The 24,072-nt window shown below is 74.4% G+C and carries 22 protein-coding genes; 13 read left to right on the forward strand and 9 right to left on the reverse strand.

Annotated elements, in window-relative coordinates; all coding sequences use genetic code 11:
- Positions 1-57: 57 nt before the first annotated feature.
- Together ACIQUR_RS09425 and ACIQUR_RS09430 are read right to left on the reverse strand one after the other, a co-directional pair.
- Complete coding sequence (locus ACIQUR_RS09425) at positions 58-1,005, reverse strand: acyl-CoA dehydrogenase family protein (protein WP_403660848.1); 948 nt, start codon at positions 1,003-1,005, stop codon at positions 58-60.
- The gene (locus ACIQUR_RS09430) at positions 1,005-2,150 is read right to left on the reverse strand and encodes an acyl-CoA dehydrogenase family protein (RefSeq protein ID WP_403660851.1); all 1,146 of its coding nucleotides are present in this window, start codon (positions 2,148-2,150) and stop codon (positions 1,005-1,007) included. Before ACIQUR_RS09430 ends, ACIQUR_RS09425 begins: the two co-directional genes overlap by 1 nt.
- Before the next feature lie 114 nt (positions 2,151-2,264).
- Here ACIQUR_RS09430 and ACIQUR_RS09435 point away from each other — a divergent pair, with 114 nt between their 5' ends.
- The 5 genes from ACIQUR_RS09435 to ACIQUR_RS09455 all read left to right on the forward strand — a co-directional run bounded on the left by ACIQUR_RS09435 (position 2,265) and on the right by ACIQUR_RS09455 (position 7,200).
- Positions 2,265-3,047, forward strand: coding sequence for an SDR family oxidoreductase (locus ACIQUR_RS09435; protein WP_403660854.1), 783 nt, complete (start codon positions 2,265-2,267; stop codon positions 3,045-3,047).
- A gap of 88 nt (positions 3,048-3,135) precedes the next feature.
- Positions 3,136-3,723: a TetR/AcrR family transcriptional regulator gene (locus ACIQUR_RS09440; RefSeq protein WP_403661448.1), complete on the forward strand. Its 588-nt coding sequence runs from the start codon at positions 3,136-3,138 to the stop codon at positions 3,721-3,723.
- Between the two features lie 35 nt (positions 3,724-3,758).
- Positions 3,759-4,916, forward strand: coding sequence for an acetyl-CoA C-acetyltransferase (locus tag ACIQUR_RS09445; protein ID WP_403660857.1), 1,158 nt, complete (start codon positions 3,759-3,761; stop codon positions 4,914-4,916).
- Between the two features lie 197 nt (positions 4,917-5,113).
- Positions 5,114-5,317 (forward strand): cold-shock protein, encoded by a 204-nt coding sequence (locus tag ACIQUR_RS09450; RefSeq protein WP_399939986.1) that lies wholly within the window; start codon positions 5,114-5,116, stop codon positions 5,315-5,317.
- Positions 5,318-5,427: 110 nt separating this feature from the next.
- Positions 5,428-7,200 (forward strand): DEAD/DEAH box helicase, encoded by a 1,773-nt coding sequence (locus tag ACIQUR_RS09455; RefSeq protein ID WP_403660861.1) that lies wholly within the window; start codon positions 5,428-5,430, stop codon positions 7,198-7,200.
- Between the two features lie 92 nt (positions 7,201-7,292).
- Here the strand turns inward: ACIQUR_RS09455 and ACIQUR_RS09460 are convergent, their stop codons facing one another.
- Genes ACIQUR_RS09460 through ACIQUR_RS09480 form a run of 5 tightly spaced genes read right to left on the reverse strand, consistent with a single transcriptional unit; the run spans position 7,293 to position 11,608 of the window.
- Complete coding sequence (locus ACIQUR_RS09460; protein WP_403660864.1) at positions 7,293-8,225, reverse strand: tyrosine-protein phosphatase; 933 nt, start codon at positions 8,223-8,225, stop codon at positions 7,293-7,295.
- Positions 8,222-9,274 carry an NAD(P)H-dependent flavin oxidoreductase gene (locus ACIQUR_RS09465; protein ID WP_403660867.1) on the reverse strand — a complete coding sequence of 351 codons (1,053 nt, stop codon included), beginning with the start codon at positions 9,272-9,274 and terminating at the stop codon, positions 8,222-8,224. Before ACIQUR_RS09465 ends, ACIQUR_RS09460 begins: the two co-directional genes overlap by 4 nt.
- Positions 9,274-10,014: a CoA-transferase subunit beta gene (locus ACIQUR_RS09470; protein WP_403660870.1), complete on the reverse strand. Its 741-nt coding sequence runs from the start codon at positions 10,012-10,014 to the stop codon at positions 9,274-9,276. Before ACIQUR_RS09470 ends, ACIQUR_RS09465 begins: the two co-directional genes overlap by 1 nt.
- A complete protein-coding gene (locus tag ACIQUR_RS09475) occupies positions 10,011-10,862 on the reverse strand; it encodes a CoA transferase subunit A (protein WP_403660873.1) in 852 nt (283 codons plus the stop codon). The genes ACIQUR_RS09470 and ACIQUR_RS09475 overlap by 4 nt, the downstream gene beginning before the upstream one ends.
- Entirely contained in the window at positions 10,859-11,608 is a 750-nt protein-coding gene (locus ACIQUR_RS09480; RefSeq protein WP_403660876.1) for an enoyl-CoA hydratase family protein, read from the reverse strand. The genes ACIQUR_RS09475 and ACIQUR_RS09480 overlap by 4 nt, the downstream gene beginning before the upstream one ends.
- A gap of 56 nt (positions 11,609-11,664) precedes the next feature.
- Between ACIQUR_RS09480 and ACIQUR_RS09485 the strand changes: the two genes are divergently transcribed.
- Both ACIQUR_RS09485 and ACIQUR_RS09490 read left to right on the forward strand, forming a co-directional pair.
- Entirely contained in the window at positions 11,665-12,429 is a 765-nt protein-coding gene (locus tag ACIQUR_RS09485; protein WP_403660879.1) for an SDR family oxidoreductase, read from the forward strand.
- Between the two features lies 1 nt (position 12,430).
- On the forward strand, positions 12,431-13,339 hold the full coding sequence (locus tag ACIQUR_RS09490; protein WP_403660882.1) for an SDR family oxidoreductase: 909 nt from the start codon (positions 12,431-12,433) through the stop codon (positions 13,337-13,339).
- 187 nt (positions 13,340-13,526) lie between these two features.
- On the opposite strand, the gene ACIQUR_RS09495 is transcribed toward ACIQUR_RS09490, so the two are convergent.
- Together ACIQUR_RS09495 and ACIQUR_RS09500 are read right to left on the reverse strand one after the other, a co-directional pair.
- A complete protein-coding gene (locus ACIQUR_RS09495; RefSeq protein ID WP_403660885.1) occupies positions 13,527-14,954 on the reverse strand; it encodes a family 2B encapsulin nanocompartment shell protein in 1,428 nt (475 codons plus the stop codon).
- Between the two features lie 226 nt (positions 14,955-15,180).
- On the reverse strand, positions 15,181-16,077 hold the full coding sequence (locus ACIQUR_RS09500; RefSeq protein WP_403660888.1) for a hypothetical protein: 897 nt from the start codon (positions 16,075-16,077) through the stop codon (positions 15,181-15,183).
- 140 nt (positions 16,078-16,217) lie between these two features.
- Here ACIQUR_RS09500 and ACIQUR_RS09505 point away from each other — a divergent pair, with 140 nt between their 5' ends.
- The 6 genes from ACIQUR_RS09505 (at position 16,218) to ACIQUR_RS09530 (ending at position 24,070) form a co-directional block, all read left to right on the forward strand.
- A complete protein-coding gene (locus ACIQUR_RS09505) occupies positions 16,218-17,015 on the forward strand; it encodes a serine protease (protein WP_399940013.1) in 798 nt (265 codons plus the stop codon).
- 463 nt (positions 17,016-17,478) lie between these two features.
- Complete coding sequence (locus ACIQUR_RS09510; protein ID WP_403660891.1) at positions 17,479-18,135, forward strand: response regulator; 657 nt, start codon at positions 17,479-17,481, stop codon at positions 18,133-18,135.
- Positions 18,132-19,280 carry a sensor histidine kinase gene (locus ACIQUR_RS09515; protein WP_403660894.1) on the forward strand — a complete coding sequence of 383 codons (1,149 nt, stop codon included), beginning with the start codon at positions 18,132-18,134 and terminating at the stop codon, positions 19,278-19,280. Before ACIQUR_RS09510 ends, ACIQUR_RS09515 begins: the two co-directional genes overlap by 4 nt.
- A gap of 77 nt (positions 19,281-19,357) precedes the next feature.
- On the forward strand, positions 19,358-19,672 hold the full coding sequence (locus ACIQUR_RS09520; RefSeq protein ID WP_399940021.1) for a chorismate mutase: 315 nt from the start codon (positions 19,358-19,360) through the stop codon (positions 19,670-19,672).
- Positions 19,673-19,822: 150 nt separating this feature from the next.
- The gene (gene pepN / locus ACIQUR_RS09525; RefSeq protein WP_403660898.1) at positions 19,823-22,330 is read left to right on the forward strand and encodes an aminopeptidase N; all 2,508 of its coding nucleotides are present in this window, start codon (positions 19,823-19,825) and stop codon (positions 22,328-22,330) included.
- Between the two features lie 360 nt (positions 22,331-22,690).
- Positions 22,691-24,070 carry a pyridoxal phosphate-dependent decarboxylase family protein gene (locus tag ACIQUR_RS09530; RefSeq protein ID WP_403660901.1) on the forward strand — a complete coding sequence of 460 codons (1,380 nt, stop codon included), beginning with the start codon at positions 22,691-22,693 and terminating at the stop codon, positions 24,068-24,070.
- Positions 24,071-24,072 lie beyond the last annotated feature (2 nt).

A 24,072-nucleotide genomic window follows, 5' to 3' on the forward strand; every position in this document is an offset into this window, starting at 1 on the left:
CCCGCGCGGGCCCGGACGCCGGGCACCCCTCCCGCCCGGCCCCCCCCGCCGCCGGGCCTACGCCAGCACCCGCGCCCGGCACTCCCCGGGCCCGCCCCACGCGTCGCGCAGGGGGCGCGCCTTGCGCAGCCAGAGGGAGAGGTCGAGCTCGTCGGTGTACCCCACGGCGCCGTGCAGCTGGAGGGCGGTGCGGGCGGCCCGGTACGCCGCCTCGCCGGCCGCCAGCTTCGCGCCCGCGACATCCCGCGGGGACAGCGTCACGGCCGCCCCGAACACCAGCGGCCGGGCGAACTCCAGGGCCAGCAGCGTGTCGGCCAGCCGGTGCTTGACCGCCTGGAAGCCGCCCACCGGCGTCCCGAACTGGCTGCGCTGCTTGACGTACTCCACGGTGCGGGCCAGCAGCGCCTCACCCACGCCCAGCGCCTGCGCCCCGGTCAGCAGCGCCGGCCAGAGCCACACCGGCCCGGACGCGGCACCCAGCTCCTCGCCCCCCGCCGACGGCTCCGCGAGCCTGCGCACCGGATCCGCCGACACCCGCACCGGCCCGTGCCCCGGCGCCGCCCGCAGCCCCCCGCCGTCCCCGGCCACCAGCACCAGGTCCGCCGCCTCCGCGTCCAGGGCGTACGGCGAACCGGGCCCGGCCAGCGTCACCACGCACTCGCCCGCCGCCACCCCCGGCAGCCACCGCTTCGCCGCGCCCCCGCCGGCGCCGCCCAGCAGCACCCCGGCCGCCGCCGTCTCCACCACCGGGCCCGGCACCCCGTACCGCCCCAGCTCCACGAAGGCCACGGCCAGCTCCACCGGCAGCGGGCCCAGCCCCTCGTACGCCTCGGGCACGGCCAGCGCGAACACGCCCAGCTCCGCGAGCCGGGCCCACAGCGCCCGCCCCGGCCCCCGCTCCCCGGCCGCCCAGGCGCGGGCCGCGGCCGGCACGTCCGCGCCCGCCAGCATCGTGCCCAGCGAACGCGCGAAGTCGGACTGCTCCTCCGTCGGCAGGAAGCGCATCAGCGGCGGCCCTTCGGCAGGCCGAGCAGCCGCTCGGCGATGATGTCGCGCTGGATCTCGTTCGTGCCCGCGTACACCGGTCCCGCGAGCGAGAACACGTACCCCTCGGCCCACTCGGTGTCGGCCAGCTCGCCGTCCGCGCCCAGCAGGTCCAGCGCCGTCTCGTGGAGGGCGATGTCGTACTCGGACCAGAAGACCTTGTTCAGGCTCGACTCCGCCCCGATCGCCGAACCCGCCCTGAACCGGGAGGCGCCGGCCCAGGTGAACAGCTGGTAGGCGCGGGCCCCCACCACCGCGTCCGCCACCCGGTCGCGCAGCGCCGTGTCGGCGGGGTCCGCCGAGGCCCGCCAGCGCCCGGCCAGCCGGTCCGCCGCGGCCAGGAACCGGCCCGGCGAACGCAGGGTCAGCCCGCGCTCGTTGCCGGTGGCCGACATCGCGATCCGCCAGCCCTGCCCCGGCTCGCCGATCACGTCCTCGTCCGGCACGAACACCCCGTCCAGGAACAGCTCCGCGAAGGCCGGCTTGCCGTCCAGCCGCCCGATCGGCCGCACCGTGACCCCGGGGTCCGACAGCCCGAACATCAGGTAGGTCAGCCCCTGGTGGGGCCGGGGCGCGTCCGGGTCGGTGCGGAAGATGCCGAAGGCGCGGTCCGCGAACGCCGCCCGCGAGGACCAGGTCTTCTGCCCGTACAGCAGCCAGCCGCCCCCGGTGCGCACCGCCCGGGACCGCAGCGACGCCAGGTCGGAGCCGGCCTCCGGCTCGGACCACGCCTGTGCCCAGATCACCTCGCCGGTGGCCATCGGCGGCAGGACGCGGGCCCGCTGCTCGGGGGTGCCGTGGTCGAAGAGGGTGGGGGCCAGGAGGTTGATGCCGTTCTGCGAGACCCGGCCGGGAGCCCCCGCCGCGTAGTACTCCTCCTCGAAGAGCAGCCAGTGGACGATGTCCACGCCCCGCCCGCCGAACTCCTCCGGCCAGGACACCACCGACCAGCGGCCGGCGGCCAGCTCCGCCTCCCACTCCCGGTGCGCGGCGAAGCCCTCCGCGGTCTCCAGCGAGGGCAGCGGCCGGTCCGGGACGTGGCCGGCCAGCCAGGCGCGGGCCTCGGCCCGGAAGGCCTCCTCCGCGGCCGTGTGCGCGAGGTCCATCAGCGGCTCCCCTTCCCCTGCCGTGACCGCGGCGCGGACCGCCGCGCGGACGCCTCCGGGGACGCCCCCCGGGCACGCTTCCCTAACAAGCGTTTGGCAGGTTAACGTACCGCCATGAGCAGCGTCGAGTACGTGGGGGGCCACGGCCTCCTCGACGGCCGGACCGCCGTCATCACCGCCGCCGCCGGAGCCGGCATCGGCGGGGCCACCGCGCGCCGCTTCCTTGAGGAGGGCGCCGCCGTCGTCGTCAGCGACGCGCACGCGCGCCGCCTCAAGGAATCCGCGGCCGCCCTCGCCGACGAGTTCGGCCCCGACCGGGTCGCCGCCCTGGCCTGCGACGTCACCGACGAGACCCAGGTGCAGGCCCTCTTCTCGTACGCCGGGGAACGCCACGGCGGCCTCGACCTGGTCGTGAACAACGCCGGCCTCGGCGGCACCGCCGACCTGGTCGACATGACCGACGCGCAGTGGTCCCGGGTCCTCGACGTCACCCTGAACGGCACCTTCCGCTGCACCCGCGCCGCCCTGCGCTCCTTCCGGGACGCCGGCCGCGGCGGGGTGATCGTCAACAACGCCTCCGTGGTGGGCTGGCGCGCGCAGACCGGCCAGGCCCACTACGCCGCCGCCAAGGCCGGCGTGATGGCCCTCACCCGCTGCGCCGCCCTGGAGGCCGCGGAGTTCGGGGTACGCGTGAACGCCGTGGCCCCCAGCCTGGCCATGCACCCGCACCTGGTGAAGGTCACCACCCCGGAACTGCTCGCGGAACTCACCGCCCGCGAGGCCTTCGGCCGCTACGCCGAACCCTGGGAGGTCGCCAACGTGATCGTCTTCCTGGCCAGCGGCTACTCGTCGTACATGACCGGCGAGACCGTCTCCGTCAGCAGCCAGCGGGCCTAGGCGTGTTCCCGCACCGGGCCGGGCCCGCGGCGTCCGGCGGGCCGGCCGCCGGGGCCAGAATGGTGGCGTGCCCACGAAGAAGTCCCAGATGACGCCCTCGCCCGAGCGCCGTGCCGAACTCCTCGCCATCGCCGCCGAGGTGTTCGCCGCGCAGGGCTACAACGCCACCACCGTGCGGAAGATCGCGGACGAGGCCGGCATGCTCGCCGGCAGCCTCTACTACCACTTCGATTCCAAGGAATCGATGCTGGACGAGATCCTCTCCGCCTTCCTGACCGAGCTGTGGGAGGGCTACGACGCCGTGCTCGCCGCCGGGCTCGGCCCCCGCGAGACCATCGAGGCCCTCGTCACCGAGTCCTTCCGCGAGATCGACCGGCACCGCGCCGCGGTCGCGATCTACCAGAAGGAGTCACGTCACCTCGCCGTCCAGCCCCGCTTCGGCTACCTCACCGCGTCGCAGGTCAAGTTCGAGAAGGCCTGGCTCGGGACGCTGGAGCGCGGGGTGGCCGCCCGGGTGTTCCGGGCCGACCTCGACGTCCGGCTCACCTACCGGTTCGTCCGCGACACCGTCTGGGTCGCCGCCTCCTGGTACCGGCCCGGCGGACAGCACAGCCCCGAGGAGATCGCCCGCCAGTACCTGTCGATGGTGCTGGACGGGATCGCCGTACGCACGTAAGCCGTCCCGCGCACATCCGAGAAGGAGCCCCCGCCATGCCCGAGGCCTACATCGTCGAAGCGGTCCGCACCCCCGTCGGCCGCCGCAGGGGAGGGCTGGCCGCCGTGCACCCGGCCGACCTCGGCGCCCACGTGCTGAGGGCCCTGGTGGAGCGCTCCGGAGTGGACCCGGCCGCCGTCGAGGACGTGGTCTTCGGCTGCCTGGACACCGTGGGGCCGCAGGCCGGGGACATCGCGCGGACCGCCTGGCTGGCCGCCGGACTCCCCGAGGAGGTGCCGGGCGTGACCATCGACCGGCAGTGCGGCTCCTCGCAGCAGGCGGTGCACTTCGCCGCGCAGGGCGTACTGTCCGGCACCCAGGACCTGGTGGTCGCCGGCGGCACCCAGAACATGTCGATGATCCCCATCGCGTTCGCCTCCCGGCAGGCGGCCGACCCGCTCGGGCTCACCGAGGGCCCGTACCTGGGCAGCGCGGGCTGGCGGGCGCGGTACGGCGACGCGCCCGTCAACCAGTTCCACGGCGCCCAGCTGATCGCCGAGAAGTGGGGCATCTCCCGCCGCGACATGGAGGAGTTCGCCCTCCGCTCGCACCAGCGGGCGGTACGGGCGATCGACGAGGGCCGCTTCGAGCGCGAGGTGGTCCCGTACGGCGACGTGACCACGGACGAGGGCCCCCGCCGCGACACCACCCTGGAGAAGATGGCCGGGCTCCGGCCGGTGCTGGAGGGCGGCACCATCACGGCGGCCTGCTCCTCCCAGGTCTCCGACGGCGCGGCGGCCATGCTCATCGCCTCCGAGCGGGCCGTCGCCGAGCACGGCCTGACGCCCCGGGCCCGCATCCACCACCTCTCGGTGCGCGGCGAGGACCCGATCCGAATGCTGTCCGCGCCCATACCCGCCACCGCCTACGCGCTGAAGAAGACCGGCATGTCCATCGGCGACATGGACCTGGTGGAGATCAACGAGGCCTTCGCGCCGGTGGTGCTCGCCTGGCTGAAGGAGACCGGCGCCGACCCGGAGAAGGTCAACGTCAACGGCGGCGCGATCGCGCTGGGCCACCCGCTGGGCGCCACCGGCGTGAAGCTGATGACCACCCTGCTGCACGAGCTGGAGCGCACCGGCGGCCGCTACGGCCTGCAGACCATGTGCGAGGGCGGCGGCCAGGCCAACGTCACCATCGTCGAACGCCTCTGACCCGGGCCGCGTGCGGCGGCCGCTGCCCGCGGGGCGGCGGCCGCGGCAGCGCTCCCCGGCCGGCGTGTGTTACCGTAGTGGTGTTGCAGTTGTGGTACCCATGAACTTTATGTGCGCCTGACGGGAAATGATCCGCAGGCGCTTTATTGTTTTTCCGGCAACTCCGGATGGGTCCCCTCACCTATCAGGAGAGCATTATGGCTTCCGGCACCGTGAAGTGGTTCAACTCGGAAAAGGGCTTCGGCTTCATCGAGCAGGACGGCGGCGGCCCCGACGTCTTCGCCCACTACTCGAACATCGCCACCCAGGGCTTCCGTGAGCTCCAGGAGGGCCAGCGCGTGAACTTCGACGTCACGCAGGGCCAGAAGGGCCCGCAGGCGGAGAACATCGTCCCCGCCTGATCTCAGTGACGCGCCCACCGCGCGTTCTTTGAGCGAGAGCCGGGGCCCGCACCGCCAGGTGCGGGCCCCGGCTTGTGCTGTAAATCCAGGCTCAGGAGGCCTTCCCCCGCATGACCAGCTCCAGCTCCGAACGTTCCGCCCGCCGTCCCGCCCGCCGGCGCCCCGCGTCGTCGTCGAAGAACGGCCCGGCCGCGCCGAAGAAGCCGGACGCGAAGAAGGGTCAGGACAAGGGCCGCCGGCCCGCCACCCGCCCGCAGGACTTCACCATGCCCGAGACGCTGACCCCGGCCCTGCCGCCGGTCGCGTCCTTCGCTGACCTGGACATGCCGGCCGCGCTCCTGAAGACGCTGGCCGCGCAGGGCGTCACCGAGCCGTTCCCCATCCAGGCCGCCACCCTGCCGAACTCCCTCGCGGGCCGCGACCTGCTCGGCCGCGGCCGCACCGGCTCCGGCAAGACCCTGGCCTTCGGACTGGCCCTGCTGGCCCGTACGGCCGGCCGCCGCGCCGCCCCCAGGGCGCCGCTCGCGCTGGTCCTCGTGCCGACCCGCGAGCTCGCGCAGCAGGTCACCGACGCCCTCTCCCCGTACGCCACCTCCCTGAGCCTGCGGATCGCGACCGTCGTCGGCGGCATGTCGATCAACCGGCAGGCGAGCGCCCTCGCGCGCGGCGCCGAGGTGCTCGTCGCCACCCCCGGCCGGCTGAAGGACCTCATCGACCGCGGCGACTGCACCCTCGCCCAGGTGTCGATCACGGTGCTGGACGAGGCCGACCAGATGACCGACATGGGCTTCCTGCCCCAGGTCACCGCCCTGCTCAAGCAGGTCGAGGAGGGCGGCCAGCGGATGCTGTTCTCCGCGACCCTCGACAAGAACGTCGACAAGCTGGTCCGGCAGTTCCTGGTGGACCCGGTCACGCACTCGGTCGACCCCTCCGCCGGCGCGGTCGTGACCATGGAGCACCACGTGCTCCACGTCATGGACGAGACCGACAAGAAGGCCGTCACCACCCGCATCGCGGCGCGCGACGGCCGCGTGATCATGTTCCTGGACACCAAGCGCTCCGTGGACCGGCTGGTCAAGCGACTCCTGGCCAGCGGCGTACGGGCCTCCGGCCTGCACGGCGGCCGCTCCCAGCCGCAGCGCAACCGCACCCTGGACTGGTTCAAGAACGGGCAGATCACCGCGCTCGTCGCCACCAACGTGGCCGCCCGCGGCATCCACATCGACGACCTCGACCTGGTCGTGAACGTCGACCCGCCGACCGACCACAAGGACTACCTGCACCGCGGCGGCCGCACCGCCCGCGCCGGCGAGTCCGGCAGCGTGGTCACGCTCGTCCTGCCGGACCAGAAGCGGGAGGTGTCCCGGCTGATGTCCGACGCCGGCATCTCCCCGAAGACGGCGCAGATCAAGTCCTCCGACGCGGCGCTGGCCGAGCTGACCGGCGCCCGCGAGCCCTCCGGCGTCCCGGTCACCATCGAGGTCCCGGCCCCGCAGGCCCCGGCCGCCCCGAAGAAGCCCCGCCGCTCCCGCGGGTCCGCCGGGGCCGGCGCCCAGGGCACCGCGGCCACCGGCGGCTCCCGCCCGCGCCGCGCCCGGAACGGCTCCGCCGCGGCGGGCGAGGCCAAGGCCGCCGCCCCGGCCGCGGGCACCGGCACCCGTACCCGCCGCGGCGGCTCGGGCGGCGGCGGCCAGGCCCCGGCCCGCCAGGGCGGCGGCGCCACCCGCTCCGCCGCGCAGGGCACCGGCCGTACGAGCGCCCCGGGCACCGGCCGTACGGGCGCCTCCGGCGCCGGCCGCACCGCGAGCGGCTCCGGCGGCGCTGCCGCCGCCTCCGCCCGCAGCCGGATCGGCACCCAGGGCCGGCGCCGCGGCGGCGCCTGACCCGCCCGCCGTACGGAACGGCGGATGCCGGTGCCGGGGCGGTCGCCCCGGCACCGGCATCCCGCACCCGCACCCGTGCCCGCGGTCAGCGGTCAGCGGACCAGCTTGGTCTGGAGCTTCGCCAGCGTCCGCAGGTCCAGGCCCAGCCCCCTCGTGAGGTAGCCGTAGAAGTCGCCGTAGTCGGCGGCCAGCTGCGCCGTCGCCGCGTCGAGGTAGTCCTGCCGCACCTCCTGCAGCGGGATCAGCAGGTCCGGGTTCTGCATCCGGCCCGACAGCTTCAGGCCCTCCCGCACCTTCGCGTCGTACGCGCCGCGGAAGGTGTTCGACGCGAGGTAGTCCCGCACCGCCGAGGACTCCGGCACCCCCAGCGCCCGCAGCAGCACGTAGCTCATCCAGCCCGTCCGGTCCTTCCCGGACGTGCAGTGGTACAGCAGCGGCCCCTGCGCGCCGTCGGCGATCTCCCGCAGCGTCGTCGCGAACTGCGCCCGGTTCTCGGGGTTCGTGACGAACGTGCGGTAGATGTCGCGCATGTACGCCTCGGCCCGCCCGCCGCCGAGGATCTGCTCCTGCTTCACGGGGTCGCCGCTGCCGATCACGCCGACCAGCGTCCCGAACAGGCCGAGGTCGCTCACCGGGCGCGAGGTCACCGCGAGCCCGGGCGGCAGCCGGTCGGCGCCGTCGTACTGGACCTCCATCGGGATGCGGAAGTCCACGGCCCTGGTCAGGCCCAGACCCGCGACGGTGGTCGTGTCCGCCGGGGTCAGCCTGCTCAGGGCGTCGGCCCGGTACACCAGCCCCGGCCGCACCCGGCCGCCGGTGTACGTCGCGTACCCGCCCAGGTCGCGGACGTTCACCGCACCCTGGAGGGGTATCTGCCGGATCGTTTCGTCGACCCACGCCCCGTGGCGCGGGTGGGCGGCCGCCGGCCCCGGCGCGGCGGCCGCCGACACGGGGAGTGGCCCGATGGCGAGCGCGGAGAGCAGAACTCCGGTCGTCACCAGGCGGATTCTTCGAGCACGGCTCATGTGTCACTCCTTGGCAGCTGGTCCATCACCTGCTGTGCCTCGGCCATGACCCGGCGGACGAGTTCCGCACACGAAGGCAGATCCTCGATCACGCCCGCGACCTGGCCTGATGCCATGACTCCGAGGTCCGTACGGCCCTCGACCATGGACGCCTTGAGGAGCATCGGGGTGTTCGCGGCGAGCAGGACCTGGCTCCAGGACAGGTCCTTGCCGTGCTTCATCGCCAGCCCGTCGCGCACCATCCGCGACCAGGTCAGCCCGGAGATCCGCCGGAAGCCGGCGGCGTGCCGGACCGCCCGGGCCAGCCGCCGCGCGCGGCCCGCCCGCTCCAGCGACTCGACCAGCTCGGTACGGAGCATCCGGTGCGGCAGCCCGTCGACCGCGGTGGTGACGGTCACGTCCTTCACGGCCGCCGCCAGGTAGCGGGCCTTGACCGCGTCCGGCACGGTCGAGTCCGAGGTCAGCAGGAACCGGGTGCCCATCGCGATGCCCGCCGCCCCGTACGCCAGGGCCGCCACCAGCCCCCGCCCGTCGTGGAAGCCGCCCGCGGCGACCACCGGGATGTCCACCGCGTCCACGACCTGCGGCAGCAGCACGGTCGTGGCCACCTCGCCGGTGTGCCCGCCGCCCTCGCCGCCCTGCACGATCACCGCGTCCGCGCCCCAGGCCGCGACCTTCTCGGCGTGCCGGCGCGCCCCGACGGACGGCACCACCACGACGCCCGCGTCCTTCAGCCGCAGGATCAGCTCCCGGGACGGCGCGAGCGCGAACGAGGCGACCCTCACGCCCTCGGCGATGATCAGCTCGGCCCGCTCGGCGGCGTCCCCGGAGTCCGCCCGCAGATTGACCCCGAAGGGTTCCTCCGTACGGGACTTCACCTCCCGCACCGCCGACCGCAGCTGGTCCAGGGTCATGGTCGCCGAGGCCAGGATGCCCAGGGCCCCGGCGTTCGCCGCCGCCGACACCAGCCGGGGTCCGGCCACCCAGCCCATCCCGGTCTGCACGACCGGGTGCCGGACCCCCACGAGCTTGGTCAGTGCCGTCTCCATCAGGCGGGCACCTCCCGCTCACGGGCGCCGCGCGGGTCCAGCTCCTCGCGGATCAGCCGGAGTTCGGCCGCGGTGGGCTCCCGGGTGTACGGGACCTCCTCCGGCACCGCGAGGGCGAACCCGGTCGCCGCCTCGACCTCGGCCACGTCCACCCCGGGGTGCAGGGCGGCCAGCCGCATGGACCGGTCCGGGGTCGCGAAGTCGAACAGGCCGAGGTTGGTCACCACCCGCGGGATGCGGTGGAAGCGGAGCGCCGAGGGGCCGGCCGCGGCGGCCCGGTCGTGGCCGACGCCCGAGACCATGTCGACGCGCTCCACGAACACCCGCGGCGAGTGCCTCGGGATCCAGTAGCTGACCGGGTTGTTCAGCGTGTTCACCGGTGCCCCGCGGACACCGAGCAGCTGCCGCGCGGGCCGGGCCCAGTCGCCGATGCAGGAGATGTTCTGGTTGCCGTACCGGTCGATCTGCGAGGCGCCCATCATCACGTGCCGCCGCCCGCCGGTGACCATGGTCAGGTGGCGCCGGTACGGCAGCCAGCCCTCGACGGTCCCGTCGTCGCGGACCAGCATCGCCTCGCCGTCGGTCAGCAGCAGGTCGGGCGAGAAGGTGCGGCGGGCCAGCTTCGCGCCGATCGAGGGGATCAGACCCATCGGGCTGGCCAGCACCTCGCCGTTGTCGCGCCAGGCCTCCGCGCAGGCGATCACGCAGTATTCGGCCCTGGTCACGGTCGTCGCCGTCATCGCTGCTCCTCGCGCCAGGCCGCCACGGCCCGCTGGTAGTCGTCCTCGCTCGCGCCGGACAGGAAGCGCCCGGCGAACTCCGGCCAGGGCGTGGTCGCGTACAGCTTCTGGAAGGCCTCGTCGCGCCCGTAGTCGGGGGCGCAGGAGGTGAAGTGGGCGCCGTGCGGCGTCTCCACGACGCCGGTGACGCTGTGCCGGCCGACCAGCAGCGACTGCGGCGGCGCCTCCTTGGTGAGCTCGGCCGTCCCGACCAGCTGCTCGCAGGAGACGTACGCGGCGTCGGCGGCCTCGCAGAACAGGTCGTCGAAGTACGGGTCGGGGCCCAGGTACTGGCCGTTGCCCAGCCGGTCGGCCCGGTTGAGGTGCACCAGCGCCGCGTCCATCCGCAGCGCGGGCACGGCGACGAACTCCTCGCCGTCCTCGTACGGGGAGACCACGGTCCGCAGGCCCGGGTTGACCTCCATCACCCCCGAGCCGAGGCCGGCCCGGACCGGCAGGAAGGGCAGCCGGTTGGCGGCCGCGTGCAGCCCCCACATGAACATCGCCTCGTCCAGCTCCGTCAGCTCGAAGGCGCCGGACTCGCGGGCGGCCCGGAAGTGCGGCTCCAGCGGGATCGAGTCGAGGGTCGCGAAGGGCGCGACCAGCCGGCGGATCCGGCCGGCCGCCGCCAGCAGTCCCACGTCGGGCCCGCCGTACGAGATCACCGTGAGGTCGGTGACGGAGGTCCGCAGCAGGGCCCGGACCAGGGCCATCGGCTTGCGCCGCGATCCCCAGCCGCCGATCCCGAGCGTCATCCCGCTGCACAGCCGCCCGGCGACCTCGTCCGGGGTCATGGTCTTGTCGCTCACGAGCTCTCCTTGCCGCCGAAGGTGTCCCGGACCCGGTCGGCCACCCCGCTGAGGTTGGCCTCGAAGGTGAAGCCCTGCTCGAAGCGGTAGCTGCGCCGCACGTCCACCGGGTCGATCCCGTTGATGGCCGCCTTCGCCAGGCGGATCAGGTAGCCGTCCTTGCGGGCGATCTCGCCGGCCAGTTCCAGCGACGCCGCCCGCAGCTCCGTCCGCGGCACCACCCGCCAGACCGATCCGTGGGCGTGCAGCTCGGCCGCGGTGGCCGTGCGGGACGTGTAGTACAGCGCCCGCATCAGGTGCTGGGGGACCAGCCGGGCCAGGTGGGTGGCGGCGCCGAGTGCGCCGCGGTCCAGCTCGGGCAGGCCGAAGGTGGCGTCCTCGCTCGCCACGATGGCGTCGGCGTTGCCGGCCAGGCCGATGCCGCCGCCGAGGCAGAAGCCGGCCACCTCGGCCACCACCGGGACCTCGCACTCGTAGACCGCCGCGAAGGCCTCGTAGCAGCCCCGGTTGGCGCCGATCAGGGCCTGGTGTCCGGTGTCGCGCTGCATCTCCTTGATGTCGACCCCCGCGTTGAAGCCCCGGCCCTCGGCGGCCAGGACCACGCAGCGGACCTCGGGGTCGCGCCCGGCGGCACGCACCGCGTCGGCCAGGCCGTACCAGCCGCTGACGGGCAGCGCGTTGACGGGCGGGAAGTCGACGGTGACGACGGCGATGCCCTTGTCCGGGCTGGAGGTGGAGACACCCATGAGCGGATCAGCTACCTTTCCACCAAACATTTGTTAGGCGTGGAAGGTAGCAGCCTATGGAGCTCGACGGGAGGGTCACCGTCGTCACCGGCGGAACCCGGGGCGTCGGCGCGGGCATCGCCCGCGCCTTCCTCGACGCGGGCGCGAAGGTCGTCGTGTGCGCCCGCAGACCGCCCGACCGCCCGGTCGAGACCGATGCGGGCACGGCCGAGTACGTCCCCCTGGACCTGCGCGACCCGGCCGCCGCCGACACGTTCTTCGCCGAGGCCGTACGCCGCCACGGCCGCCTGGACTGCCTGGTCAACAACGCCGGCGGCACCCCCCACCGGCCGCTCGCCGAGGGCGGCGCGGCCCGGCACGCCCGGGTGCTCGAACTCAACCTGACGGCCCCGCTCACCGCCTCCCTCGCGGCGTACGAGCACCTGCGCGCGGCCCGCGGCTCCGTCGTGATGATCGGCAGCGTCAGCGGCACCCGCCCCTCGCCGGGCACGGCGGCCTACGGCGCCGCCAAGGCGGGCCTGGAGAACCTGGCCCGCTCGATGGCCGTCGAATGGGCCCCCGAGGTGCGGGTGAACTCCCTGGTCCTGGGCATGGTGCGGACCGAACTGGCCCACCTGCACTACGGCGACGAGCAGGGCGTCGCCGCCGTCGGCGCGACCGTGCCGCTCGGCCGGCTCGCCGACCCGTACGAGGTGGGCCAGGCGGCGGTCTTCCTGGCCTCGGACCGGGCGGCCTACGTCAGCGGGGCGAGCCTGCTGGTGCACGGGGGCGGCGAGCGCCCCGCGTTTCTGGATGCGGCAACCGTCAACAAGGAGCGGTGACATGGGGATCTGTGAAGGCCGGGTCGTGATCGTGACGGGCGCCGGGCGGGGCCTGGGCCGCGCGCACGCGCTCGCGTTCGCCGCCGAGGGGGCCCGCGTGGTGGTCAACGACCTCGGGGTGGGCCTGGACGGGCGGCCGGACCCGGAGAGCCCCGCCGCCCGGGTGGTGGCCGAGATCGAGGCCGCGGGCGGCCGGGCCGTCGCGCACGGCGGCGACATCGCCACCGACGCCGGGGCGGCCTCCCTGGTCGCGGCCGCCCTGGAGTCCTTCGGGCGGCTGGACACGCTGGTGAACAACGCGGGCTTCCTGCGCGACCGGATGCTGGTCAACCTCGACGAGGACGACTGGGACGCGGTGATGCGGGTCCACCTCAAGGGGCACTTCCTGCCGCTGCGGCACGCCGCCGCGCACTGGCGGGCCGAGGCGAAGGCGGGCCGCGTGCCGGCGGCCCGGGTGGTCAACACCAGCTCGGGGGCGGGCCTGCTGGGCTCCGTCGGCCAGGGCAACTACAGCGCCGCCAAGGCCGGGATCATCGGCCTCACGCTGGTCTCGGCCGCCGAGATGGGCCGGTACGGCGTCCAGGTCAACGCCATCGCCCCGGCCGCCAGGACCCGGATGACCGAGCAGACCTTCGCCGGGACCATGGCGGCGCCGGGGGAGGGGGAGTTCGATGCGATGGCACCGGAGAACGTCTCGCCGCTGGTGGTCTGGCTGGGTTCGGCAGCCTCCGCGGGGGTGACCGGACGGGTCTTCGAGGCCGAGGGGGGCCGGATCACCGTGATGGAGGGCTGGCGGCCGGGACCCACCGCGGACAGGGGCGCCCGCTGGACCCCGGCCGAGGCGGGGGAGGCGGCGGCGAAGCTGCTGGCCGCGGCGGAGCCGCCGCAGCCGGTCTACGGGGCGCGCTGACCGGCGTACGACGCGAACCGGGCCCGGCCCCCTGGCGGGGAGGTCGGGCCCGGCTTCTGACTCACGCGACACCTTCTCCTTACCCAGCCGCCACCCGTCCTGAACCCCGACGGGCGGACGGATCGTCAGGACGGCCGGTCGCGGTCGCGGGCGCGGGGGCGGGGGGGGCATCGTGGGAGCCGCCGGCTCAGGCGCGCGGACGGACCTCGACGTTCTCCAGCACGCCGACGGCGTCGGGCACGAGGATGGCGGCGGAGTAGTAGGCGGTGACCAGGTAGGAGATGATCGCCCGCTCGTCGATGCCCATGAAGCGGACGTTCAGGCTGGGCTCGACCTCGTCCGGCAGGCCGGTCTGGTAGAGGCCGATCACGCCCTCGTTGTCCTCGCCGGTGCGCACCGCGATGATCGAGGACGCGTGCCGGTCGGAGATCGGGATCTTCCCGCAGGGGAGGATCGGGATGCCCCGCCAGGCCGGGATGTGGTGGCCGTCCACGTCGACGTTCCCGAGGTTCAGGCCGCGCTTGTTGCACTCCTTGCCGAAGGCCGCGATCGCCTTGGGGTGGGCGAACAGGTACTGGGTGCCGCGCCGCATGCTGATCAGGTCGTCGAGGTCGTCCGGGGTGGGCGGGCCCGAGTGGGTCTGGATGCGCTGGTCGAAGTCGGCGTTGTGGAGCAGCCCGAACTCCGGGTTGTTCACCAGCTCGTACTCCTGGAGCTCGCGCAGCTCCTGGATGGTCAGGCGGAGCTGCTGCTGCGTCTGGTTCATCGGCTGGTTGTAGAGGTCGGCGACCCGGCTGTGCACCTTGAGGACCGTCTGGGCCACGCTCAGCTCGTACTCGCGGGGCGTCAGCTCGTAGTCCGCGAAGGCGCCGGGCAGCGTCGCCTCGCCGACGTGGCCGGCGCTCAGCTCGATGGCCTTCTCGCCGGCCCTGTTGGTCTTGTAGCCGTTCGAGCCGCTGGTGTTGCGCTGCTGCGTGACGTGCGCGCGCAGGCCCTGGTACTGGTCGGCGACCGCCTGGTACGCGGCCTGGGGGAGGGCGAGCAGGGTCACGGCGGTGGCGGCGCGGGCGGTGTAGTCCCAGACGACGCCGTCGGAGTCGGCCAGGGTGTGGCCGCCGAAGGTGTCGCCGTCGCCGAGGCGGCCGAGCACGGCCTCCTCGCCGTACGGGCCCCGCCCGACCTTCTCGATCTTGCCGTGCGCGACGAGGTAGACGTGGTCGGCGGGGGCGCCGGCCTGGACGATCAGCTGGCCGGGCTCGAACTCGCGCTGGACGAACCTCTCGGCCAGCGCGCCGAGCGCGGTGGGGTCGTCGAAGCCGCGCAGCAGGGGGAGTTCGGCGAGTTCGGCGGGGATCACCTGGACCTGGGAGCCGCTCTTGACGAAGGTGACGCGGCCGTCGCCGACGACGTACGACAGGCGGCGGTTGACGCGGTAGACGCCGCCGGGGGTGTGCACCCAGGGCAGCTTCCGCAGCAGCCAGCGCGAGCTGATGCCCTGCATCTGGGGTTCGGACTTGGTCGTGGTCGCCAGGTTCCGGGCGGCCGCGGTGCTGAGGCTGAGCTGGATCTGGTGGGCGGTCACCGAGGGGTTCGCCGCCCCCGCGTCTACAGACATTCCGACTACTCCTTGAGGTGGATCTCTCACTCTCCGTGTCCAGGAGTAGCGCATTCGGCCGCACCGCCGACACCGCTCCGGGCGGGTTCCGGCAGCACACCGCAGGTCGTACGCGCCCTCACGCGCCCCGTGCGCCCCGGAAGGATCAACGTCCGCGGAGCGCCGTCACCGGATCGGGGGAATCGGCGCGCGGTGCCGGCCGAACCCCCGCACCGCGCCGGGCGGTTCACGTGTCGCAGTCCAGCGGACTGCGGCACAGTCCGCAGCGGATCCGCACGGGGCCGCGTACCGGGACGCGCACCCGCTGGTGGCAGACCGGGCAGGGGAAGGTCACCCGCGGCGCGCCCGCGGGGCCCTCGAAGCGGTACGGGAGCCCGGCGGGGGCGTGGGGTTCCCCCGGGCGGGCGAGTGCGCGGCGGCGCTCGCGCGCGTACCGGCGCCGCTCGCCCCAGGGCGCGGCGGCGAGGGGGGCCTGCCGGGCGTCCCGCCGGGCGAGTTCGCGGCCGCGCAGGTACGCGGGCCAGGCCTGCGGGCTGGTGAAGGCGGGGGAGGGGTCCTCGCCCAGCAGGTCGGCCCGCTTCGCCAGCACGTACCCGAACTCCTCGGGCGTGAGGTAGCCGAGCTTCTGGTGGGTGAGGGCGTCCTCGCGGTAGGCGTCGAGCAGCAGCCAGCCGGCGCCGAGGTAGGCCGTGGCCGTGTCGGTGAGGATCTCGTTGGCGCGGGTGCCGGGGAAGCCCAGGTCCAGGCGGTGCAGGAAGACGTGGGCGATCTCGTGGGCGAGGGCGGCGGCGACGTCCCGGCGGTGTTCGCGGAAGCGGTCGTTGAGTTCGACGAAGTACTCCGGGCCCGCGGCCGGTTCGACGCTCGCGGCCTCCTCCATCCGCCGGAAGGACACCACCACGCGGGCGTCGGGCAGCCGGAAGTGCCGGACCAGGGCGGAGGCCACCCGCTGCGCGCCGAGGTACAGGTCGTCCTCGGGGGAGAACGCCGCGTCGGCGGGGGCGAAGGCGGGCGCGTACGAGCGGACCCCGTCCGCGGACAGCCGCCGGTACAGCGCGGTGACCGCCGCCCGCACGGTCTCCAGGTGGGGGAAGCCGTGCTCGATCTCGCTGGTCCGGTTCACCCGGTCCGCCTCCGTCCGTGATTGGCCGAAAACCCCTTCTTGCCGCCGCCGCGCACGGCGATGTGACATGGACGCGTCATGTCCGGCCGGTCCGCGCGGACTGGCCGCGCACGGCCCCACCCCCCACGAAAGGCAGTGTGTTGAACTCCATACGGAACCGGAAGAGCTCCCTCGCCCGCCGGCTCGTCAGGCGCACCCTCGCCGCGGCCGCCGTCGCGCTCGCCGCCTTCAGCCTCCAGCCCGCCACCGCCACGGCTGCGCCCCAGCCCGTCGTCGGCGGCGTCCGCGCCGCCCAGGGCGAATTCCCCTGGATGGTCCGCCTCTCCATGGGCTGCGGCGGCGCCCTCTACACCCAGCAGATCGTCCTCACCGCCGCGCACTGCGTCAGCGGCTCCGGCAACAACACCTCCATCACCGCCACCGCCGGCGTCGTCGACCTGCGCAGCGCCAGCGCCATCAAGGTCCGCTCCACCAAGGTCCTCCAGGCCCCCGGCTACAACGGCAACGGCAAGGACTGGGCCCTGATCAAACTCGCCCAGCCCATCAACCTGCCCACCCTCAAGATCGCCGAGACCACCCAGTACAACAGCGGCACCTTCACCGTCGCCGGCTGGGGAGCCGCCCGCGAAGGCGGCGCCCAGCAGCGCTACCTCCTCAAGGCCGACGTCCCCTTCGTCTCCGACACCGACTGCGCCGCCGCGTACGGCTCCTCCCTGATCAAGGGCGAGGAGATCTGCGCCGGCTTCCCGCAGGGCGGCGTCGACACCTGTCAGGGCGACTCCGGCGGCCCCATGTTCCGCCGCGACGCGGCCGGAGCCTGGATCCAGGTCGGCATCACCAGCTGGGGCGAGGGCTGCGCCCGCGCCGGCTACCCCGGCGTCTACACCGAGGTCTCCACCTTCGCCGCGGCCATCAAGAGCGCGGCCGCGGGCCTCTGACCCCAGCGGACCCGCGGACCCCGGGGAGCCCACGGACGCCGTGGCTCCCCGGCACCCCCCGGATCCCGCAGTACGCGGGGACCCCGCGGTCCCCGCTCCGGGCGGCCGGGCTCCCGTCCCCGGCCCGGCCGCCCGCCACCCCCGGACCCGCCACCAGCAGGCCCGCCGCCCCCGGGCCCGCCACCAGCGGACAAGCCACTCCCCGCCCCGCCCGCACCCACCCACCGGACCCCCCGCGGGGCACCCACCCCCGTCCTTCCGGCCGGGCCGGAACCGGCCGGAAGGACGAGGCACCCCGCCACGGCCCCGCCTACCCTCGAACCCGGCACCCCGGAGCCGGACCCGCCCCGTCCCGGCCCCGTACGCCCCTCCCCACGGCCCCCGCTGCGGTTGCGGGCCGTCCGGCCCCCCGGTCCCATGGGAAGGACTGGCTGACGACGGGCGACACAGGGGCAGGCAACCCATGGCGATCACGGTGGTCATCGCGGACGACCAGGAAATGGTCCGGACCGGATTCCGCATGATCCTGGAGAGCCAGCCCGACATCGAGGTCCTCGACGACGTCGTCGACGGAGAGGCCGCCCTCGCCGCCGTCGAACGCCACCAGCCGGACGTCCTCCTCCTCGACATCCGGATGCCCCGGCTCGACGGCCTGGAGGTCACCCGGCGGCTCGCCGGCCGCACCACCCCGCGCATCGTCATCGTCACCACCTTCGACCTGGACGAATACGTCCACGCCGCCCTGCACGGCGGCGCCTCCGGCTTCCTCCTCAAGGACGCGAGCCCGGCCATGCTGGTTGAGGCCGTCCGCGCCGCGGCCGTCGGCGACTCCCTCGTCTCACCCGCCATCACCGTCCGCCTGCTCCGCGAGATGGCCCCCCGCACCCCCGCCGCAGAGGCCGCCCGACGCCCCGCCGAACCCCTCACCGAACGCGAACGGGAAGTCGTCCGCTGCCTGGCCCGCGGCCGCACCAACGCCGAGATCGCCGCCGAACTCTACGTATCCCTCTCCACCGTCAAGACCCACCTGGCCAACGTCCAGACCAAACTCGACGCCCGCAACCGCGTCGAGATCGCCGCCTGGGCCTGGGAGAGCGGACTGGCCGCGGGCACCCCGTGAGCCCCCTCGCCCGCTGGGCCCGGCGCCACCCCCGCACCGCCGACGGCGCCCGCCTCGCCCTCACCCTCGTCCTGCTCGCCCTCGTCACCCTCGAAGGCATCGTCCTCGCCGGCCAGCCCACCGTCCCCCACGCAGTCGTCTGGGGCGCCGGACTCCTCGTCTGCCTCAGCGCCGCACCCTGGCCCGGCCTGCCGCTCATCGGCCGCGCATGGTTCGCCGCCACCGTCACCTGGACCGCCACGATCACCCTGATCGCCCTCAACCGACCCCTCAGCGTCTGGGGCATCGGCGAGGCCGTCGCCCTCCTCGTCCTCCTCTCCCAGGTCCTGCTCCGCGCCCCCGCGCGCACCGCCGCCGTCCTCGGCCCCCTCCTCGGCGCCGGCTGCACCGCCGTCCCCGTCCGCGACCTCGACCCCGGCCGCTTCACCCTGCTCTTCTCCGTCCTCACCGTCGTCGTCGCCGCCTACTCCCTGCTGCTGCGCCTCCAGTCGCTCCAGCGCGTCCGCGAACTGCGCGCCGTACGCACCGCCGAACGCCTCGAACTCGCCCGCGAGCTCCACGACCTCGTCGCCCACCACGTCACCGGCATCGTCGTCGAAGCCCGCGCCGCGCGCTTCACCGGAGCCGACGCCGAACAGGCCGCCCGTACGCTCGACCGCATCCAGAGCGCCGGCGAGGAAGCACTCGGCGCCATGCGCCGCCTCGTCCGCATCCTCCGCGAGGACGACGCCAAAGGCGCCGGCACCGCCCCCGTCGCCGGCCTCGCCCAGATCCGGGAACTCGCCGAACGCTTCTCGGCCACCGGCCCGCCCGTCGCCCTCCACGTCGAACAGGGCCTCGACACCCGCGTACCCGGCGACGTCGCCGCCACCGCCCACCGCATCGTCCTCGAAGCCCTCACCAACATCACCAAACACGCCGCCGGGGCCACCGCCGTACGCATCGGCCTACGCACCGTCCCCACCGGACTCGAAGTGCGCGTCGCCGACGACGGCGGCCACCCCGCCCGCCTCGCCGACAAGGCCCGCGGCGGCGGCTTCGGCCTGGCCGGCATGACCGAACGCGCCGAGGCCATGGGCGGCTCCCTCACCGCGGGCCCCACCCCCGAAGGGGGCTGGCTGGTCACCGCCCTGCTGCCCCTCTGACCAGCCGTGGCCGGTACCCGTCTCACAGACCGATTGGCCGATGATCGGATCCCCGCCCGCCGGTAGGCTCAGGCCCCATGAACACCAGCGACATCGACGAGAACGTCCGTGAGGAACTGTCCCGACTGCGGGACAGCATCGACAACATCGACGCGGCCGTGGTCCACATGCTCGCCGAGCGCTTCAAATGCACCCAGCAGGTCGGCCACCTCAAGGCCAAGCACCACCTGCCCCCCGCCGACCCCGGCCGCGAGGCCAGCCAGATCGCCCGCCTCCGCCAGCTCGCCGAGAACGCCAAGCTCGACCCCGCCTTCGCCGAGAAGCTCCTGAACTTCATCATCGCCGAGGTCATCCGGCACCACGAGACCATCGCCGCGGACCAGGACGACTAGGCGGCGGCAGGCCAGGCCCGCAGGCCCGGAGCACCGGCGCCCACGCCCGGACCCCCGGCCCGCACGCCGGGACCACCCGGCCCCCCCCGAGACCCGGACCACCCCGGGGCCCCTGCCGTCAAGGGGGCCCTTTCGGGCAGCATGGGGGCCATGTCCGTACTGACGCGCGACGAAGCGCAGACCCGAGCCCGGTTCCTCGACGTACAGCGGTACTCCATCGCACTCGACCTCACCACCGGCGACGACACCTTCGACTCCACCACCGTCATCGCCTTCACCGCGCACACCGCCGGTGACACGTTCGTGGAACTGAAACCGGCCGAACTGCGCTCCGCCACGCTCGACGGACAGCCCCTCGACCCCACCCTCCGCGACGGCAACCGGCTGCCGCTCACCGCCCTCACCGAAGGCCCCCACGAACTCCGCGTCGACGCCGCCATGCGCTACTCCCGCACCGGCGAGGGCATGCACCGCTTCACCGACCCCACCGACGGCGAGACGTACGTCTACACCCAGCTCTTCCTCGACGACGTCCAGCGCGTCTTCGCCGCCTTCGACCAGCCCGACCTCAAGGCCCGCTTCGACATCGAGGTCACCGCACCCCGCGGCTGGACCGTCCTCGCCAACGGCATCACCGAGCGCACCTCGGAACGCGAGGACGGCGCCGGCACCTGGCGCGCCGCCACCACCCCCCTCATCTCCACCTACCTCGCCGCCGTCGCCGCCGGCCCCTGGCACAGCATCCGCACCGAACACGCCGGCCTGCCCTTCGGCATCCACTGCCGCCGCTCCCTCGCACCCCACCTCGACGCCGACGCCGACGAGATCCTCGGCATCACCAAGGACTGCTTCGACCGCTACCACGAGAAGTTCACGGAGCCCTACCCCTTCGACTCGTACGACCAGGCCTTCGTCCCCGAGTTCAACGCCGGCGCCATGGAGAACCCCGGACTCGTCACCTTCCGCGACGAGTTCGTCTACCGCTCCGCCGTCACCGACACCGAACGCCAGACCCGCGCCATGGTCATCGCCCACGAGATGGCCCACATGTGGTTCGGCGACCTCGTCACCCTCCGCTGGTGGGACGACATCTGGCTCAACGAGTCCTTCGCCGAGTACATGGGCTACCAGACCCTCACCGAAGCCACCCGCTTCACCGACACCTGGACCGACTTCGGCGTCTCCCGCAAGGCCTGGGGCTACGACGCCGACCAGCGCCCCTCCACCCACCCCGTCGCACCCGACCCCGACGCCGTCCCCGACACCGCCTCGGCCCTCCTCAACTTCGACGGCATCTCCTACGCCAAGGGCGCCTCCGCCCTCCGCCAGCTCGTCGCCTGGCTCGGCGAAGCCGACTTCCTCGCCGGCATCAACACCCACTTCGCCCGCCACAAGTTCGGCAACGCCTCCCTCGCCGACTTCGTCGACTCCCTCGCCGCCTCCACCGACCGCGACGTCCACACCTGGGCCGACACCTGGCTCCGCACCACCGGCGTCGACACCCTCACCCCCCGCGTCGACGAACGCGACGGCGGCTGGACCCTCACCGTCGGCCACCAGGGCTCCCGCCCCCACCACATCACCGTCGGCACCTACGACGACGTACCCGGCGCGCCCGGCCGCCTCGAACTCCGCGACCGCCTCGGTGTCGACGTACCCGCCGGCGAGGTCATCTCCGCACTCGGCCGCCGCCCCGCCCTCATCGTCCTCAACGACGGCGACCTCAGCTACGCCAAGGTCCGCCTCGACCCGGCCTCCTGGGACACCACCCTGCGCGCCCTCTCCGGCATCCCCGACCCCCTCACCCGGGCCGTGGTCTGGAACGCCGCCCGCGACATGGTCCGCGACGGCGAACTCGCCCCCCTCGCCTACCTCGAAGCCGCCCGCGCGCACCTCCCCGGCGAAACCGACCTCGCCCTCGTCCAGGGCGTCCTCGCCTTCGCCCACACCCACATCGCCGACCGGTACGTCACCCCCGCGCAGCGGCCCGTCGCCCTCGCCACCATCACCGGCATCTGCCGCGACCTGATCCGCCGCACCGAGGACGGCGACAACCCCGGCCTCCGCCTCGCCGCCGTACGCGCCTTCATCGGCGCCGCCACCCAGCCCGACACCATCGCCGCCTGGCTCGCCGACGGCACCGTCCCCGGCGGCCCCGAACTCGACCCCGAGCTGCGCTGGCGCATCCTCGCCCGCCTCTCCGTACTCGGCGCCGTCGGCGAGACCGACATCGCCGCCGAACTCGACCGCGACCCCAGCGCCACCGGCCAGGAAGGCGCCGCCCGCTGCCGGGCCGCCCTCCCCGACCCCGAGGCCAAGGCCGCCGCCTGGCAGCGCATGTTCGCCGACGACTCCCTCTCCAACTACCTCTTCACCGCCACCGCCCAGGGCTTCTGGCAGCCGGAACAGGCCGACCTCACCCGCGACCACGTCACCCGCTTCTACACCGACGCCGTCGCCCTCGCCGACCGCCGCGGCCCCGCCATGGCCGAAGCCGCCGGCCGCCACGCGTTCCCCGTCCACGCCGTCGACACCGAAGCCCTCGAAGCGGGCCGCACCTGCCTCAAGGACGCCGACCTCATCCCGGCCCTCCGCCGCAAGCTCGTCGACCAACTGGACGACCTGTCCCGCGCCCTGCGCATCCGCGACTCCGCCTGACGCCACCCCGGGCCCGGAACCCCCACCCCACCCCGGGGCCGGTACGGCCCCGGGGGCCCCCGGCACGGGGAGCCGGAAGCGCACCGCCCCGGGGGCGCGGCCGCCCAAGCCCCCGGCACCGGCAGCCTCGGGTACCGGCAGCCCCCCGGCATCGGCCGCCCCCCCGGCACTGGGAGCCGGAAGCGCACCGCCCCGGGGGCGCGGCCGCCGTAGCCCCCCGGCACCGGCAGCCCCCGGCATCGGCAGGCCCCCGCACCGGAAACAGCCCCCGCCCGGCGGCACCGGTTACCCCGACCGGGGGTTTCTCGTTGGGCTGACCGGAGGAGAGTCCCCGCCCCGGTCCGACCCGGAGGAACCCCCATGCCCGCCCCCCTCGCCGGAGGCCCCGCCGGCCCCGCAGCCCTGCGCCCCCTCCTCGACACCGTCCTCACCGCACTCGAAGACGGCGCCCGCCTCCGCCGCGGCCCCCTCCCCGCCGGCGGCCCCGACGCCGTCGCCCACCGCGTACGGGACGCCCTGGGCGACGTACTCCCCGACCACGGCACCGGCGACCACGAGGCCCTCACCACCCTCGTCCGCGCCCTCGCCGAAGGAGCCGCCGACCCCGCCCACCCCCACTGCCTCGCCCACCTGCACTGCCCCCCGCTCGCCGTCGCCACCGCCGCCGACCTCGCCGCGAGCGCCCTCAACCCCTCCCTCGACTCCTGGGACCAGGCCCCCGCCGCCTCCGAGATCGAAGCGCTCGTCACCCGCGCCCTCGCCCGCGACATCCTCCGCACCCCCACCGCCGACGCCCTCGTCACCACCGGCGGCACCGAGGCCAACCAACTCGCCCTCCTCCTCGCCCGCGAACGCCACCCCGCACCCGTACAGCTCGTCCACGGAGCCAACGCCCACCACTCCCTGCCCCGCGCCACCTGGCTCCTCGGCATGCCCCGCCCCCACGCCCTCCCCACCCCCCGCGGCACCCTCGACCCCCACACCCTCGACCGCGCCCTCACCCAACTCCCCGGCCCCCACCTCGTCGCCGCCACCGCCGGCACCACCGACGCCGGACTCATCGACCCCCTCGACGACATCGCCGCCGTCTGCGCCCGCCACCACGCCGAACTCCACGTCGACGCCGCCTACGGCGGCCTCCTCGCCCTCAGCCCCACCCACCGGCACCGCCTGACCGGCCTCGAACACGCCACCACCCTCACCCTCGACCTCCACAAACTCGGCTGGCAGCCCGTCGCCGCAGGACTCCTCGCCGTCCCCGACCCCGCCCTCCTCACCCCCCTCACGTACCAGGCCGACTACCTCAACGCCGACGACGACACCGAAGCCGGCCTCCCCGACCTCCTCGGCCGTTCCCTCCGCACCACCCGCCGCCCCGACATCCTCAAGATCGCCACCACCCTCCGTGCCCTCGGCCGCGACGGACTCACCGACCTCATCGACCGCACCTGCGCCACCGCGCACCGCCTCGCCGCACTCCTCGAAGCCCACCCCCGCTTCGAACTCCACGCCCCGCCCACCATCAGCACCGTGCTCTTCCGGCCCGTCGGCGCCACCGACGACGACCTCGCCGCCCTCCGCCGGAGCCTCCTCCACCACGGCCGCGCCGTCCTCGGCCGCGCCACCGCAGACGGCCGCCTCTGGCTCAAGGCCACCCTGCTCAACCCGCACACCACCGAGGGCGACCTCGCGAACCTCCTCACACTCCTGGACCTCCCGGAAGGCAGCACCCACCCATGACC

It is taken from the genome of Streptomyces sp. NPDC101132 (genome assembly GCF_044759225.1).
Taxonomy (GTDB): domain Bacteria; phylum Actinomycetota; class Actinomycetes; order Streptomycetales; family Streptomycetaceae; genus Streptomyces.